Source organism: Accumulibacter sp. (assembly GCF_023806625.1).
In the GTDB taxonomy this organism is placed as follows: domain Bacteria; phylum Pseudomonadota; class Gammaproteobacteria; order Burkholderiales; family Rhodocyclaceae; genus Accumulibacter.
The window spans coordinates 1-14,325 of sequence record NZ_JAMTDX010000095.1; the positions used below are offsets into that span (position 1 = coordinate 1).

The window sequence follows — 14,325 nt, forward strand, 5'->3', positions numbered from 1 at the left end:
TGCGATTCTCCAGCCAATTCAGCCCACTACGTCGGCACAGTGGGCAAAGTTCGGGTTAATGGATCATGGACTTGGACAAGCTCGGCAGAGCCTGCCGCGAGCCTCGCGGCGATCCGCCGGGCCGTCCGGGCAAGGGTTCGGGAGGACTGGGCGGAAGCGGGCCGTCGTCGACCCGGCTGCCACGAAAGTGATCCGGAAATCACCAGATCGCCGGCCAGCCGGCCGGCGTACGAGCAGGAGGTGCAGCATGAGCAAAACGAATCGCTTGATCGGCCTGGTTGCCGGCGCGTTGATCAGTGTGTCCTTGGGAGTTCCGGCGTACGCCGACAGCGCCAACTCGTCCCGCCCTTATGACCCCTCCAGCGTGGGGCAGCCATCCGGCAACGGCAATGGCAACGGCAATGCGTTGGGCAAACCGGCCGCCGGAACCGTTGGCAACGCGGATGCCAAGAACCCGCCAGGGCAGCTACCATTCCCCGATGACAATAACGGGTACGAGTGCGATGACAATTCCGGGATCGGACTCGGCAATCCGGCGCACAGCTTCTGCGATAGCCCCAGTTGACGCGGCCATGTGCCGGGCCCATTGACCGCCTGCCCGACGTGTTCCGGTAAGCGTCACCCGACATGCCGAGCGCCGGACTCCAGATCCGGCGCTCTTTTTTTTGCGCGGCAGCGCCGGGCGGACCAAGCCCGGCCGACAGGCTTCGCCGTGGTCGATGGTGGGCGTCGCCGCCGCAGACGATCCTCCTCCGCGCAACCCCGGACCAGCCGCGATCGAACCCGCGTGAATCGTTCAAGACGCCGGCGCATGCGCTGCGCCGTGGCCGCCTTCTGCGAATACCCGTTCGCCAGTTGTCCAGCGCTCAGAGGTTGCAGAAGAGCATGTCGAACTCGACGTCGTTGTCGCAGTGCCGCGGCCGGTGATCGCTGTCGGGACGGGTGAAGCGGATGTTCAGCGCGTACTTGTTGGCGCTGATCTCCGGGATGTACGGGTCGTGCAGCTTGAGCGAGATGCGCACCATCTGCGAGCTGCTGCCGCCGAGCATCAGCTGGAACGCTCCGCCGACGGCGACGTGGTGTTCGGGACGGCCGCTGGCGCGCAGCAGGCGGAGCACGATGGTCAACGCGTCGCGCAACGGCAGCAGCGGCTGCAGCCAGCCGACGAGAGCGTCGCGCCGCACGTCGGGCGGCTGGTGCCGCCAATAGTGATACGAAGGCAGGTCGAATTCGCAGACGCCGCCAGGAATGCTCGCGCGGCTCTTGATGCTCATCAGCCAGTCGTTGTCGCGCAGGTGCTGGCCGATCTTGCCGGCCATGCCGAGCAGTGCCGCAGACGCGTGCTCGATTTCGTAGAGCGCGCTCGACAACGCTTCCTCGGAGATGTCAGGGTTGTTGCGGAAGCCCAGCAGGCTCTGGCGTTGGCGTTCGAGCTCCTGAATCAGGTCCATCTTCAGGTCGGCGCGCCCGGCGACGTCGAGGATCTCGAAGAGAGTCAGCAGAACGACATGATGCTCCTGGGACCCGTCGCGCTCGAGAAAGCTCTTCGCCTTGTTGAACAAATCCTCCAGGCGCAGCAGCGTGCGTATGCGTTCGTTGAAGGGGTATTCGTACGTGATCACACGGCCGCCGGCGTTAGGGACAGGGATTCGCCATGATTCTGAATCATTTGCCGCAAAACCTCAACGGCCCGCTTGAGCTTTGGCGCGGGCCATCCGGAGATAGCGGCGGTGCAGGGCATCGACCTGCGGCGGCAGTTCGTCCTGGCTGCCGTCGTTGACCACCAGATCGTCGGCCGCCGCACGCCGCTCGGCGCGTGACGCCTGGCTGGCGATGATCGCTCGGACTTCGTCGGCGGAAAGTCCGCTGCGCGCGATCACCCGCGCGAGTTGAACCTGCTCGTCGCAGTCGACGACGAGTATCCGGTCGGCGCGCTCGCGATAGCCGCCCGATTCGACGAGCAGCGGAACGGCCAGAACGACGTACGGCGCGGCGGTTGCCGCCGCACAAAGTTCGGCGCTGCGGGCGCGGATCAGCGGATGCAGGACCGTTTCGAGCCGTGCCTTCGCCGACCGGTCGGTGAATACCAGCCGGCGCATCGCCACCCGGTCGAGCGCGCCGTCGGCCCGCACGAGGGGAGGCCCGAAGGTCGCGGCGATCGCCGCCATCGCGCCGCCTCCGGGTCCGGTCAGCTGGTGAGCGATCGCGTCGGTGTCGACGAGGATCGCGCCCCGCTCGACGAACAGCCCGGCGACGGTGCTCTTGCCGCTGCCGATGCCCCCGGTCAGTCCGACGACGAAGCTCATCGCGAGCCCTCGACTTTCACCTTGCAGGCGACCGGACCGGCTTTCGGAACGAGCGCACCGATCGCCCGATGCAGCGCGTCAGCCTGCCCGCCGGGTCCGCTGATCTCCAGGGTCGTCGAGGCCGGCCGGGTCTTGCGCTCGCCCATCCTCGCCGACTTGACGCCCTTGGCGCGCAGGACTTCGAGCCCCAGGTTCGCGGCTTCCTCGGTCCGGTAGGTTCCCAGCGAGACGGCCCACTGGTTCGGCCCGCCGGCCTGGATGATCAGATAGTCGGTGATCCCGAGTTCCTCGAGTTCAGCGGTCTTCCGGTTCGCTTCTTCCTTGCTCCCCTGCGGCGGGATGAACACCCAGTAGCCACTGCTTTCGGTGACGTTGCGCCGGACCCGGAAAGCGGCGAACTGCTCGCCGACGAGCTTCTCGATCCGGTCGGCGTCGGTGCTGGCGAGGTCGGTCCACTGCGCGCAGACCTCGCCGTTCTTCGCGGAGACCTTGCGCTCGCCGCCTGCGTTCTTCGCCGGGGGGGCCGGCGGATCGTCGCGTGCGACGACCCGGATCTGGTCGGCAAGCAGCTGCAGGCTCATTCGCCGCTCGTCGGGATTTGCCGGCGCTCCGAGGTAGCCCCGGCTCCAGACGAAGAACAACAGGTTGGCGAGGACGAGCAGGAAGACGGCGACCCGCATCGGGGAGTCAGCCGATCTTCGGCAGGTGCTCCAGCGAGGCGTGGATCGCTTCGGCCGGGTACTCGAAGTCTTCGAGCTCGCCGGCAAAGTAGCGGTCGTAGGCAGCCATGTCGAAGTGTCCGTGACCGGTCAGGTTGAAGAAGATCGTCCGCGCTTCGCCGGTCTCCCGGCAGCGCAGAGCCTCGTCGATCGCGGCACGGATCGCGTGGTTCGACTCGGGAGCCGGGATCACGCCTTCGGCGCGGGCGAACGTCACGCCGGCCTCGAAAGTCGCCAGTTGGGCCACCGCGACGGCGTCGATCAGTCCTTCGTGATAGAGCTGCGAGACCAGCGGCGAGTCGCCGTGGTAGCGCAGCCCGCCGGCGTGGATCCCGGGCGGCATGAAGTCGTGGCCGAGCGTGTACATCTTCATCAGCGGTGTGAACCCCGACGCGTCACCGTAATCGTAGGCGTACGCGCCCCTGGTCAGCGTCGGGCACGACGTCGGTTCGACGGCGACCAGACGCGTTGGCCGGCCCTCGTGTCCGCCGGCGGCGTTCTCGGCGAGAAAGGGGAAGGCGACGCCGGCGAACGAGGAACCGCCGCCGCACGGCGCGAAGATCACGTCGGGCCAGTCGCCGACCTTGGCGAACTGCTTTTTCGCCTCCTGGCCGATGATCGTCTGGTGCAGCGCGACGTGATTGAGCACCGAGCCGAGCGCATAGCTCGTGTCGGCGCGCGAAGCGGCTTCCTCGACGGCCTCCGAAATGGCGATGCCCAGCGAACCCTGGTTCTGCGGATCACGTTCGAGGATCTCGCGGCCAGTGCGGGTCATCGGCGACGGGCTGGCGAACACCTCGGCGCCCCAAGTCTGCATCATCGAGCGGCGGAAGGGCTTCTGCTGGTAGCTGATCCTGACCATGAACACGCGAACCTCGAGGCCGAACATCTGTCCGGCGAAAGCCATCGAGCAGCCCCACTGTCCGGCGCCGGTCTCGGTGGTGATCCGCCGGATTCCGGCCTGCTGGTTGTAGTAGGCCTGCGGCACGGCCGTGTTCGGCTTGTGCGAGCCCGCTGGCGAGACGCCCTCGTACTTGTAGTAGATCCGCGCCGGGGTGCCGAGCACTTCCTCGAGGCGGCGGGCGCGGATCAGCGGCGACGGCCGCCACAGGCGATAGACTTCGCGCACCGGGTCGGGGATCGGGATCCAGCGCTCGGCGGACATCTCCTGCTCGAGAATGGCCATCGGAAAGATCGCCGCCATCTGCTCGGGCGACACCGGCTGGCCGTTCGGAGCGAGCGGCGGCAGCGGCGGATTGGGCATGTCGGCGACGACGTTGTACCAGTGGGTGGGGATTTCGGATTGTTCGAGGGTGATGCGGAGCGATTCCACGGGGCCTCCCTGTTCTTGCTGGCGATGTGAGCCTCGCAGTATACCCCCGGAGATCGCCCGGCGATTCGCCCTGATCAGCAAGGACCCGCGTCAGCAGTTGCCGGCACCGGCGCGCTCGTGCCGCGCTCGATCTCGCGGCGGACCAGCCGCGTCGGGGCAAAGGCCTCGATCAGCCGCTGGCCTGCGCGACGCGCGGCCGCGCTGTTATCCTGGCTGAAGTTGCAGACGTACAGGTCGAGCGTCACGGCCCGGGTTTCCGGCCAGGTATGCACGGCGAGGTGCGATTCGGCGAGGACGACTGCGCCGGTCGCGCCGGCCGGTCGGGCAGCGCTGCCAAACTGGTGGAACAGCGTCCCGAGCGGCGTCAGCCCTGGCTCGGCGCAGACCGCAAGGCAGAGTTCGCGCAGTGCGGCGGCGTCGAAGAGCAACTGTTCGTCGCAGCGACAGTCGTGAAGTTCGGCGATCAGGTGCAGTCCATGCATGGCAGGCTGGCTTTCGGCAGGCAACGCGGCGATTGTCGGCGATTGGCACCGTCGCGTCACCTGGTGCTCGCGACGGTCAGCCGCCGCGTGGGACCAAGTTCGTGCTCGTCCGGGTGACCAGACCCCGCGAATCGAAGTGGACGTTGAAGAACCGGACCATTCCCGGCCTGACGCGCGCGAAGTTCTCTTCGCTCAGCACCTGGCGGATCTCGCGCAGCCGGCCGTCGGGACCGATGACCAGCATGTAATTGGCCTTGTTGTGCTGGATGCGCGTCTCCTGAAGCCTTCCAGACGCCGCTGTGCGGCTGCTGAACACCCATTCATTGCGCCGCGGCAAGCCGGCCAGCAGCGACGCGACATCGTGCGTCAGCGGGATCGTGCGCTCGCCGTCGATCTTGTCCTTGACGGTCAGCGATCGCCAAGTGAAGTCGACGTCCTCCCAGCGAATGCCAGCCACTTCTTCCCGGCGCGCGCCAGTCAGCAGCGCAGTTTGCAGATAGGCCGCGATGACGGGATTCCGAATCTGGCGCACGGCTGCGAACCAGGCCTGCACCTCCTCGCGCTGCAAGCAATCGTCCCGGGCGATCTTCTTCGACAGTTCGTCGCGGGCCAGGCGGGTGATGCAGGCGTCAGCCTTCACCTGGCGCGGGTCGATGCCCTGGTCGATCAGCGTTTGCAATCAGCGCGCTTCGGTACGAGCGGCGGCGAGTGTCCACGCCGTGGTGCTGCCGATCGTCAGGCGCATCGTTGCGCCAGTCTCGAGCCGACTTTGAAGAATGCAGTTCTTGGCGTCTCCAGCGGACGCTTTCAAACCAAGCCCGGCCGACTCCGTATCCCAGAGAAAGGACTCTTGCTTGCCCGCTTCGCAGCAGTGTTTCGCCACTCTCCCGGCGGTGAACGGACCCTTGTTCTCGATCATGAGGATGGTCTCCGTTGTTGCTTGCCGGGGAAGCCAGTAAGCAAATGGCAAGCGCAATGCAGCAATGCCGATCAACATCGATCAACCCATGTTTATTTCAAGTTCTTGAAAGATATTGTTGTCGACCCTCCCCGGGTGTGCCCTTCAACGGCGAAAGATGGCTGGAGGTCCAGATCGCCAATCAGAAGGTCGGTGGTTCGATCCCGCCTGTCTCCACCAGGAAAGTCCAGGGCTTGGGCCGCTCCGGGGAGCGGCCTCCTTCTTCGTCCGTCGTCCGGCGGCTTGTCAGTTGTCCGGCGGCTGTGTGCCCCTGGGTACCCGAATTCAATCAATCCAGCCTGACGCCTTGCGCATCCTTGGTCTCAAGCTGGACTGCCAGCCATTTGCCGCACGGCCAGGCATTGCCGTCGCCGCTCGATCAACGCCCACAGCGGACCAGCGTCAAAGTTCTCGTTCCAGGTGAGCAAGGCGACCCTTGCAGGAAAAATGGGGTCTGTCCCCGTTTTTGCGCGTAGTTCTGCGGATTGTCTGCCAGGGCGACCCCGACGACGAGGCGATCGGGGTAGCCCTCGATCAGTTGCTGCCAGTCGCTTGCCAGCGCGCGATCAGTGTAAGTGCTGTGGTGGTTCTTCTGCAGTGGCCAGCCCGGGGCCGAGAGATCGCAAACGGTGCCGCAGTGCGACACGATGAGCCGCGCCTGCGGGCTGGACGCCGCGAGAGCGCCAACCTGACGGACGGTGTCCGGGTGGTGCCATTGTGCATGGATGTCCAGTGGCCGGCGATGGCGGCCGGCCAGCGCGAACAGCGCCTGCAGCGTGCCGCTGTCGGCCGTCACCTTGAAACGGCTGGTCGGCTCGACGGCGGTCGTCAGTGCATTGACGTGGATCTCGCCGATGACGCGCGCCCCGAGTTCGCGCAATTCACCCTCGATGGTAGCGCGCATCTGCTGCACGGCGGGAGTGTCGGGATTGGCCAAGGCCGCCGGGATCCGATCACGGAGCTGGCGCCCTCGGCAAGCAGCCATCGCGAAGCATGGGCTGGCAAGCGACAAACGAGGGCCATCCCCATTTTTCGCATTGTTGACTGGATCACTTCGTCTTTGCTAGGATCTGTGCGTCCCAAAGGGGAGTAGCTCTCCGCCGCGGCGTCGTCAGGACGGAAAACCTCATCGATCGAGGTTCCCCGGCGCCCGGGTGATCACCGGCAGGTGGTCATGAGCAAGACCTTTGCCGCGATGGCAAAGGCGCCCCTTCCACCTCACGGCCCTTGGTCCTCGCTGGACGAAGGGCCGTTTCGTTTGTGCTGCCGGCGCAGGCGAAGCGGGAGATTTCTTCTGACCGGGAGTATCTGGGAATGGAATCGATCGGCACCCCCTGGATGTGGACGTGCTTCGTGGCCATCGTCCTCGTCATGCTGGCCATCGACCTGTTCGCGCTCGGCGGCGGCCGGCAGCGCCGGGTCGGCGTCCGCGAAGCGGCAGGCTGGTCCGCGATCTGGGTCGGCGTCTCGCTGGCCTTCGCGGGCGGCCTCTGGTGGTACCTCGACGGTACGGCCGGGCGCGAGGTGGCGAACGGGAAGGCGCTCGAGTTCATCACCGGCTATCTGATCGAAAAATCGCTGGCCGTCGACAACGTCTTCGTCTGGCTGATGCTGTTCAGCTTCTTTGCCGTGCCGATCGAACTGCAGAAGCGCGTGCTGGTTTACGGCGTCCTCGGCGCGATCGTCCTGCGCGCCTTGATGATCTTCGCCGGAGTCTGGCTGATCGCACGCTTCGACTGGATTCTCTACGTCTTCGGCGCCTTCCTGCTGATCACCGGCGTGAAGATGTGGTGGTTCGCCGAACAGGAGCCCGACCTGGCGAAGAACCCGCTGCTCAGGTGGCTCAGGGGTCACCTGCGGCTGACCGACCGGCTCGAGGGCGAACGCTTCCTCGTCATTCGCGAGGTGGCGGGCCGGCCGTTGCGCTACGCGACGCCGCTGCTGCTGGCGCTGATCCTCGTCGAGATTTCCGACGTGATCTTCGCCGTCGATTCGATCCCGGCGATTTTTGCGATCACCACCGATCCGTTCATCGTCCTGACCTCGAACGTCTTCGCGATCCTCGGCCTGCGGGCGATGTACTTCCTGCTCGCCGACATGGCCGACCGCTTCACTCTGCTCAAATACGGACTCGCGCTGGTTCTCGTCTTCATCGGCGGCAAGATGCTGCTGCTCGACGTGTTCAAGATCCCGGTTGCCGTCTCGCTGGCCGTCGTCGCGTCGATCATCGGCACTTCGGTCGTGCTTTCGTTACGCCGGACTTCGCCACCGGGCGCCGGACCAGTGACCGGCAACCAGCAGGAAGATCACACGGCGCGCGCCGCCGGATCATCGGAGAAGTGAAACGATGAACGAATTGTTGTGGATCCTTGCCTGGGCGTCGATGCTGCTCGGCCTGCTCGGCGTCTTTCTGCCCCTGCTGCCCGGCGTACCGCTGCTCTTCGGCGGCATGTTGCTGGCGGCCTGGATCGACGGATTCACGCGCGTCGGCGCCTGGACTCTCGTGGCCCTGGGCGTGATGACCGCAGCCGCCTGGCTCGTCGAGATGCTCGCCTCGGTCTGGGGGGTCAAACGGGTCGGCGCCAGTGGTCTGGCGATGGCTGGAGCGGGCGTCGGCGCGATCGTCGGAATCCTCGGCGGAGTGCCCGGGGTGATCCTCGGTCCGATCGTCGGAGCGGTCTGCGGCGAATACATCGCGCGGCGCAACGAACGAGCCGCGGCGCGCGCAGGAATCGCCGCCGGAATCGGCTTCCTCGTCGCGATCGTCGCCAAGCTGGCCATCGCCGTGACGATGCTCGCGGTCTTCGCTCTTGCCTGGTTCGCGTGAACCTGGCTCACCTGGAGAGGCAGAACATGAAACCGGATCGTTGCCCCTGGCACACCCTGTCGCAGGAAGAAGCCGCTCGCCGGCTCGAGGTCGATCCCGCCGCCGGACTCGCTGCGGCCGAGGTCGGCTCTCGCCTCGTCCGCTACGGCGAAAACCGTCTCGCCGAGGCCAAGCCGCGTCCGCTCTGGCTCAAGTTCCTCGACCAGTTCCGCAATCTGCTGGTCATCGTGCTGGTCTTCGCGGCGGCTCTCGCCTGGGTCGTCGGAGACGTCAAGGATACGCTGGTCATCCTGGTCGTCGTCCTGGTCAACGCCGCCCTGGGTTTCTGGCAGGAGCACCGCGCCGAGCGGACGCTGGCCGCGCTCAAGGACATGCTCGCCGCTCGCGCGCGGGTCCGCCGTGACCGCCACGTCGCCGAAATCGACGCCAGTCAGCTGGTTCCGGGTGACGTCGTCCTGCTCGAGGCCGGCGACCGCGTTCCGGCAGATGGACGGCTGCTCGCCGCGCACAACGTCGAGGTCGAGGAAGCCGCGCTGACCGGCGAGTCGCACGCCGTCGGCAAGCATTCGGCCGTGCTCGATGATGGCGACCTGCCACTTGGCGATCGTGCCAACCTGCTGTTCATGAACACCGTGCTGACCCGCGGGCGCGCCGAGTTGCTGGTCACCGCTACCGGGATGGACACCGAGATGGGCAGGCTGGCCGGAATGATCGCCAGCGCGCCCGAAGGCGAAACGCCGCTGCAGCGGCAGCTCGATACGTTGGGCAAGAAACTCGCGCTGATCGCCGGCGGCGTGGTGACGATCATCTTCGTCGCCGACTACCTGCGCGGCCAGTCTTGGGCCGACGCGGCGATGACCGCCGTCGCGCTCGCGGTCGCGGCGATTCCTGAAGGTCTGCCGGCGGTCGTCACCGTCACGCTGGCCATCGGCATGTGGCGTATGGCCAGGAATCGCGCGATTCTCAGGAAGCTCTCGGCGGTCGAGACGCTCGGCTCGACGACGGTGATCTGCTCGGACAAGACCGGGACGCTGACGCTGAACCAGATGACCGCGCGTGCCGGCTGGTTTGCCGGTCAGCGGTTCACGGTCAGCGGTGAGGGCTATCAGCCCGAGGGCAGGATCGAAGGGCTGTCGCCGAGCGGGATCCGGCCGCTGCTGTTGCCGATGGCGCTGTGCACCGACTCGCGGGTGCGCGATGGCCAGCTGATCGGCGACCCGACCGAAGGAGCGCTCTGGGTGCTCGCGCAGAAAGGCGGCCTGTCGCCCGAGGCCGAGCAGGAGCGCTGCCCGCGAGTCGCCGAAATCCCGTTCGACTCGGCGCACAAGTTCATGGCCACCTTCCATCGTGCCGGCGAATCCGTCGAAATGCTCGTCAAGGGCGCTCCCGATGTCCTGCTCGGCCGCTCTTCGCAGTGGCAGGCAGCGGACCACGCGACGACGCTCGACGCGGCGTCCCGCGAACTGATCGAGCGCGAGAACGAGGCGCTGGCCGGACAGGCGCTGCGTGTTCTCGCCGCCGCCCGGCGCAGCATCCCGGCCGCCGACTTCGACCCGGCCGGGGATCTGATGCGCTGGGCCGGCGAATGGACCTTCCTCGGGCTCACCGGCCTGATGGACCCGCCGCGCCCCGAGGCCAGAGCGGCGATCGCCCTCTGCCAGCAAGCCGGTGTCCAGGTCAAGATGATCACCGGCGACCACCGGCTGACCGCGGCAGCGATCGGGCGTGAACTCGGCCTGAACGGCGAGGTGGTCAGCGGAGCAGAACTCGACGCCCTCGACGACGCCGCCTTGAGCGCACGGATCGACCGGATCGCCGTCTTCGCGCGTGTCTCGCCGACGCACAAGGTGCGCATCGTCCGTGCCCTGAAATCCGCCGGGCACGTCGTGGCGATGACCGGCGACGGGGTCAACGACGCGCCGGCCCTGAAGGCGGCCGACATCGGCGTGGCGATGGGCATCACCGGCACCGCGGTGACCCGCGAGGCGGCGACGCTGGTCCTCACCGACGACAACTTCGCGACGATCGTCCGCGCGGTCGAGGAAGGCCGCGTGATCTACGACAACATCGTCAAGTTCGTCCGCTTCCAGTTGTCGACGAACATCGGCGCGATCCTCACCGTGCTGACCGCGACGCTGTTCGGCTGGCCGACGCCATTCACGGCCATCCAGCTGCTGTGGATCAACATCATCATGGACGGCCCGCCGGCGATGACCCTCGGCGTCGAGCCGGCACGCGCCGGCCTGATGCACGAGCGACCGCGAACGCCGTCGGCGCAGATTCTCGGCGGGCGACGCCTGCTGCGCCTGACCGTGTACGGTCTGACGATGATGCTCGGCACCCTGTTCGTGTTCCGCCACGGACTCGCCGCGCACGGCGAAGCCTACGCGCTGACGCTGGCCTTCACGACCTTCGTCCTCTTCCAGTTCTTCAACGTGTTCAACGCGCGCGCCGAACACGCCAGCGCCTTTGGTCGCTCCTTCTTCGCCAACGCCAGACTCTGGCAGGCGCTCGCCGGAGTGCTGCTGCTGCAGCTCGTGGTGGTACACTGGGCTCCGGCGCAGGCGGTGTTCGACACCGTCGATCTGAGCCTGCAGGACTGGGGGCTGGCAGCGGCGATCGCTGCTTCGGTGCTGCTGCTCGACGAAGCCCTGAAGCTCGTCCAGCGCGCGACCGGTCGGAAGACGGCCACGCCCTGAGAGGTCGCCGAGGCAGCCAAGGAACGTACGATGAACGATTTCCCGACAGACCCCGAACAGGCCGTCCACCAGACGTCCAGCGACCCCTTGATTCGCCGGTTGCAGACGAGCATCCGGCACGCCGCGCGCGTGCTCGCCGTGCTGATGGTGCTGGTCATCTGGTGGGGGGTCGCCGACGTGGTATACGTCCTGTACACCCGGGTCAGCGGCCATCCGTATTTCCTGCTCGAGATCAGCGACATCCTGGCGACCTTCGGCGCGTTCATGGCCGTGCTCATCGCCATCGAGGTGTTCGTGAACATCGTCAGCTACCTCCGTGAAGGCGGACTGCAGCTCGACATCGTGCTGGCCACGGCGTACATGGCCGTGCTGCGCAAGATCATCATCCTCGATTACAAGGAAATCTCTCCGCATTATGTCTACGCGACGGCGGCTCTGGCCGTCGCGCTGGCCATTGGCTACTATCTGACCCGCGCGGCGCGTCGTCAGACAGTCGGCCTGGCCAGCCGGTGATCGAGCGGGCGAGGATCGCCACTGCGGACAATGCCGGGCAAAGCAGGATCAGCCGCACATGGATGCGAGTCGCTATCGGGCAACGGAGACCCTGCGCGACGGCCGGGCGGTCGTCGTCCGGGCGATTCGCCCGGACGACAAGCAGGCGATGCTCGATGCGTACCACGGCCTCGACGAGAAGACTGTCTATCTGCGCTTCTTCTCGGCGCACGGCGAGCCGACGGCGAAGGAACTGCGCGAGTGGACCGAAGTCGATTTCGCGTCGATCGTCCGGCTGATCGTCTGCCTGCCGCGCGGCGAAGGCGAACGGATCATCGGCGGCGCCTCGTATGCCCTGCTCGATCGGGGAAACCAGGCGTCCGAAGCCGAGATCTCATTCACCATCGAAGAGGATTTCCAGGGACAGGGACTCGCCTCGAAGCTGCTCGGGCACCTGACCCGGATTGCCCAGGCAGCAGGAATCCGGCGTTTCGTCGCCGAAACGCTGCTCGAGAACCGCGCCATGCTCGCCGTCTTCGCGCACAGCGCTCTGCCGATGAGCAGGCGCTTCGTCAACGGGGTCGTCCATGTCACCCTCGATCTGCCCGAATAGCCCTGCCGGAGGCAATGGCCGCTGCTGCGCCGGCCCGGGCAAGTCTTTCGCGCACACAATGAACCCTGGCCTGAAATCGTTGCCTGAGCGCACGGACCCGCAGCGGCGGGCCGACGTCCCTTCCACTTCCGACCCCGATGAGGACTCACCATGACCCACACCGTCACGCTCAATGGCAAGCCGTTCCAGGTCAGCGGCCATTTTCCACAGAAGGGCGAAGCCGTCCCGGCGTTTTCGCTGGTCGGCAAGGACCTCGCCGACGTCCCGCTGGCCCGTTTCGCCGGCCAGCGCAAGGTTCTGAACATCTTCCCGAGCATCGACACGCCAACCTGCGCGACTTCCGTACGCAAGTTCAACGAGCAGGCCGGCAGCCTGAGCAACACCGTCGTGCTGTGCATCTCGGCGGATCTGCCGTTCGCGCAGAACCGTTTCTGCGGTGCCGAGGGACTCGAGCGGGTGGTCACTCTGTCGACGCTGCGCGGCAGCGAATTCCTCGAGAATTACGGCGTGGCGCTGAGCAACGGCCCGCTCGCCGGGCTGGCCGCGCGGGCGGTGATCGTGCTCGACACCGACGACCGGGTGCTGCACAGCCAGCTCGTCGGCGAGATCCGCGACGAGCCCGACTACGCGGCGGCGCTGCAGGCGCTGAGCTGACCGCCGCCAGGTCCTCTCTCCGGCTGATGGGCGACGACTCCGGCAGCGAGCCGATCCGGCCGCTCCAGGGCATCCAGTCGATCGAGATCGGCACCCGTCTGCTGCGCGCACTGGCGGCCAACGGGCGTTCGATGATGCTCCGTGAAGTCGCGCGTCAGGCGGGCATGCCGGCCGCCAAGGCTCGCCGCTACCTGATCAGTTACATGCGCATGGGGCTCGTCGAGCAGGATGCGAACACCGGACGTTACGACCTCGGCGGCTTCGCCCTCGAGCTCGGACTGGCCAGTCTCACCCGGCTCGATCCGGTGCGCCTCGCCGGACCGATCCTCGACGATCTCTGCGAACGGATCGGCGAAACCGTCGCCCTGGCCATGTGGGGCAACCACGGGGCCACCTGCGTGCGCTGGGTCGAAGCCGGAGGGCCGGTGACGATCACCCTGCGCACCGGGGTCGTCCTGCCTCTGCTTTCCTCGGCGACCGGACTCGCCTTCGCAGCCTTCTATCGATCTCCCTATCTGCGCAAGCTGCTCGACACCGAGATCCAGGCGGCAGCCGAAGCCCGGCGGACGACGCCGGCAGCCGTGCTCGGCGCCGTGTCGGCACAGCTCGCCGAAATCAGGCGCCACGGCGTCTCCCGCGCGTCCGGCAGCCTCACGCCAGGCATCAACGGCTTCAGCGCACCGGTTTTCGATCACACGGGACGCATGGTTGCGGCGATCACCTCGCTGGGGATCATCGGCAATTTCGACATGGACTGGGACAGCCCGATGGCCAGAAGCACACGCGAGGCGGCGGCGGCGCTGTCGCGCCGGCTTGGCCACGGTAGCGCCGAGACGGGCGGTGGCGTTTCGCCGCTCGCTGCACGGGCCGACTTGCCGACAGATGGCGCCGATGAATCGGCTTCCTGACTGCCGCCCGGCGTGCGGCGCGTGCTGCATTGCTCCGTCGATTGGCTCGGCGATCCCCGGACACCCGACAGGCAAGCCGGCCGGTCAGCCGTGCGCACAGCTGACCGGCGATCTGAGCTGTGCGCTCTGGGGGCGGGACGAGAGACCCAGCTTCTGTTCCGGCCTCCAGCCGTCCGCCGAAATGTGCGGCGAGACGCGCGAGCAGGCCCTGGCCTGGCTCGCCGCGCTGGAAGAGGCGACACGGCCGTGAAGGCCAGAATGGCTCTGCCGCAGACGGGGGGCGGCTCATGCCGAGGAACGAATCGGCGCGAAGCTCGCGCTGATCGACCCCCGG

Annotated in this window: 17 protein-coding genes; 9 read left to right on the forward strand and 8 right to left on the reverse strand. The window is 66.8% G+C overall.

The annotated features are described in order from the left end of the window. The first annotated feature begins 247 nt into the window (after positions 1-247). A complete protein-coding gene (locus NFW05_RS14930) occupies positions 248-565 on the forward strand; it encodes a hypothetical protein (RefSeq protein WP_295308587.1) in 318 nt (105 codons plus the stop codon). A gap of 301 nt (positions 566-866) precedes the next feature. Here the strand turns inward: NFW05_RS14930 and zapD are convergent, their stop codons facing one another. The 8 genes from zapD to NFW05_RS14970 all read right to left on the reverse strand — a co-directional run bounded on the left by zapD (position 867) and on the right by NFW05_RS14970 (position 6,702). Then, positions 867-1,622 (reverse strand): cell division protein ZapD, encoded by a 756-nt coding sequence (gene zapD, locus NFW05_RS14935; RefSeq protein ID WP_295308590.1) that lies wholly within the window; start codon positions 1,620-1,622, stop codon positions 867-869. 60 nt (positions 1,623-1,682) lie between these two features. After that, positions 1,683-2,306, reverse strand: a complete 624-nt coding sequence (gene coaE, locus NFW05_RS14940) for a dephospho-CoA kinase (protein WP_295308592.1) — start codon at positions 2,304-2,306, stop codon at positions 1,683-1,685. After that, a complete protein-coding gene (locus tag NFW05_RS14945) occupies positions 2,303-2,986 on the reverse strand; it encodes an SPOR domain-containing protein (RefSeq protein ID WP_295308595.1) in 684 nt (227 codons plus the stop codon). Before NFW05_RS14945 ends, coaE begins: the two co-directional genes overlap by 4 nt. Positions 2,987-2,993: 7 nt before the next feature. Then, entirely contained in the window at positions 2,994-4,358 is a 1,365-nt protein-coding gene (locus tag NFW05_RS14950; RefSeq protein ID WP_295308598.1) for a TrpB-like pyridoxal phosphate-dependent enzyme, read from the reverse strand. Between the two features lie 74 nt (positions 4,359-4,432). Further along, positions 4,433-4,840, reverse strand: coding sequence for an S-adenosylmethionine decarboxylase family protein (locus NFW05_RS14955; RefSeq protein WP_295308601.1), 408 nt, complete (start codon positions 4,838-4,840; stop codon positions 4,433-4,435). Between the two features lie 76 nt (positions 4,841-4,916). Next, on the reverse strand, positions 4,917-5,519 hold the full coding sequence (locus NFW05_RS14960) for a tyrosine-type recombinase/integrase (protein WP_295308604.1): 603 nt from the start codon (positions 5,517-5,519) through the stop codon (positions 4,917-4,919). Continuing rightward, complete coding sequence (locus NFW05_RS14965; protein ID WP_295308608.1) at positions 5,520-5,837, reverse strand: hypothetical protein; 318 nt, start codon at positions 5,835-5,837, stop codon at positions 5,520-5,522. 340 nt (positions 5,838-6,177) lie between these two features. Continuing rightward, complete coding sequence (locus tag NFW05_RS14970) at positions 6,178-6,702, reverse strand: hypothetical protein (RefSeq protein ID WP_295308611.1); 525 nt, start codon at positions 6,700-6,702, stop codon at positions 6,178-6,180. A 410-nt stretch (positions 6,703-7,112) separates the two neighbouring features. Between NFW05_RS14970 and NFW05_RS14975 the strand changes: the two genes are divergently transcribed. The 8 genes from NFW05_RS14975 (at position 7,113) to NFW05_RS15010 (ending at position 14,241) form a co-directional block, all read left to right on the forward strand. Then, positions 7,113-8,141: a TerC family protein gene (locus tag NFW05_RS14975; protein ID WP_295308614.1), complete on the forward strand. Its 1,029-nt coding sequence runs from the start codon at positions 7,113-7,115 to the stop codon at positions 8,139-8,141. A 4-nt stretch (positions 8,142-8,145) separates the two neighbouring features. Beyond that, entirely contained in the window at positions 8,146-8,625 is a 480-nt protein-coding gene (locus NFW05_RS14980) for a DUF456 domain-containing protein (protein WP_295308617.1), read from the forward strand. A gap of 26 nt (positions 8,626-8,651) precedes the next feature. Next, positions 8,652-11,324, forward strand: coding sequence for a cation-translocating P-type ATPase (locus tag NFW05_RS14985; RefSeq protein WP_295308620.1), 2,673 nt, complete (start codon positions 8,652-8,654; stop codon positions 11,322-11,324). A gap of 30 nt (positions 11,325-11,354) precedes the next feature. Next, the gene (locus NFW05_RS14990; RefSeq protein ID WP_295308623.1) at positions 11,355-11,837 is read left to right on the forward strand and encodes a phosphate-starvation-inducible PsiE family protein; all 483 of its coding nucleotides are present in this window, start codon (positions 11,355-11,357) and stop codon (positions 11,835-11,837) included. 58 nt (positions 11,838-11,895) lie between these two features. Further along, positions 11,896-12,429, forward strand: coding sequence for a GNAT family N-acetyltransferase (locus tag NFW05_RS14995; RefSeq protein ID WP_295308626.1), 534 nt, complete (start codon positions 11,896-11,898; stop codon positions 12,427-12,429). Positions 12,430-12,579: 150 nt separating this feature from the next. Continuing rightward, positions 12,580-13,083, forward strand: a complete 504-nt coding sequence (gene tpx, locus NFW05_RS15000) for a thiol peroxidase (protein ID WP_295308628.1) — start codon at positions 12,580-12,582, stop codon at positions 13,081-13,083. 26 nt (positions 13,084-13,109) lie between these two features. Then, positions 13,110-13,991 carry an IclR family transcriptional regulator gene (locus NFW05_RS15005; RefSeq protein WP_295308631.1) on the forward strand — a complete coding sequence of 294 codons (882 nt, stop codon included), beginning with the start codon at positions 13,110-13,112 and terminating at the stop codon, positions 13,989-13,991. Next, positions 13,975-14,241 carry a YkgJ family cysteine cluster protein gene (locus NFW05_RS15010; RefSeq protein WP_295308634.1) on the forward strand — a complete coding sequence of 89 codons (267 nt, stop codon included), beginning with the start codon at positions 13,975-13,977 and terminating at the stop codon, positions 14,239-14,241. The genes NFW05_RS15005 and NFW05_RS15010 overlap by 17 nt, the downstream gene beginning before the upstream one ends. Positions 14,242-14,325 lie beyond the last annotated feature (84 nt).

Coding starts and splice junctions, on each gene's coding strand:
- NFW05_RS14995 (WP_295308626.1), top strand. CDS start 11,896: ATGGATGCGAGTCGCTATCGGGCAACGGAGACCCTGCGCGACGGCCGG.
- NFW05_RS15010 (WP_295308634.1), top strand. CDS start 13,975: ATGAATCGGCTTCCTGACTGCCGCCCGGCGTGCGGCGCGTGCTGCATT.
- NFW05_RS14990 (WP_295308623.1), top strand. CDS start 11,355: ATGAACGATTTCCCGACAGACCCCGAACAGGCCGTCCACCAGACGTCC.
- NFW05_RS14945 (WP_295308595.1), bottom strand. CDS start 2,986: ATGCGGGTCGCCGTCTTCCTGCTCGTCCTCGCCAACCTGTTGTTCTTC.
- NFW05_RS14985 (WP_295308620.1), top strand. CDS start 8,652: ATGAAACCGGATCGTTGCCCCTGGCACACCCTGTCGCAGGAAGAAGCC.
- NFW05_RS14930 (WP_295308587.1), top strand. CDS start 248: ATGAGCAAAACGAATCGCTTGATCGGCCTGGTTGCCGGCGCGTTGATC.
- NFW05_RS14965 (WP_295308608.1), bottom strand. CDS start 5,837: ATGTTGATCGGCATTGCTGCATTGCGCTTGCCATTTGCTTACTGGCTT.
- NFW05_RS14975 (WP_295308614.1), top strand. CDS start 7,113: ATGGAATCGATCGGCACCCCCTGGATGTGGACGTGCTTCGTGGCCATC.
- NFW05_RS14955 (WP_295308601.1), bottom strand. CDS start 4,840: ATGCATGGACTGCACCTGATCGCCGAACTTCACGACTGTCGCTGCGAC.
- NFW05_RS15005 (WP_295308631.1), top strand. CDS start 13,110: ATGGGCGACGACTCCGGCAGCGAGCCGATCCGGCCGCTCCAGGGCATC.
- coaE (WP_295308592.1), bottom strand. CDS start 2,306: ATGAGCTTCGTCGTCGGACTGACCGGGGGCATCGGCAGCGGCAAGAGC.
- NFW05_RS14980 (WP_295308617.1), top strand. CDS start 8,146: ATGAACGAATTGTTGTGGATCCTTGCCTGGGCGTCGATGCTGCTCGGC.
- NFW05_RS14970 (WP_295308611.1), bottom strand. CDS start 6,702: ATGCGCGCTACCATCGAGGGTGAATTGCGCGAACTCGGGGCGCGCGTC.
- tpx (WP_295308628.1), top strand. CDS start 12,580: ATGACCCACACCGTCACGCTCAATGGCAAGCCGTTCCAGGTCAGCGGC.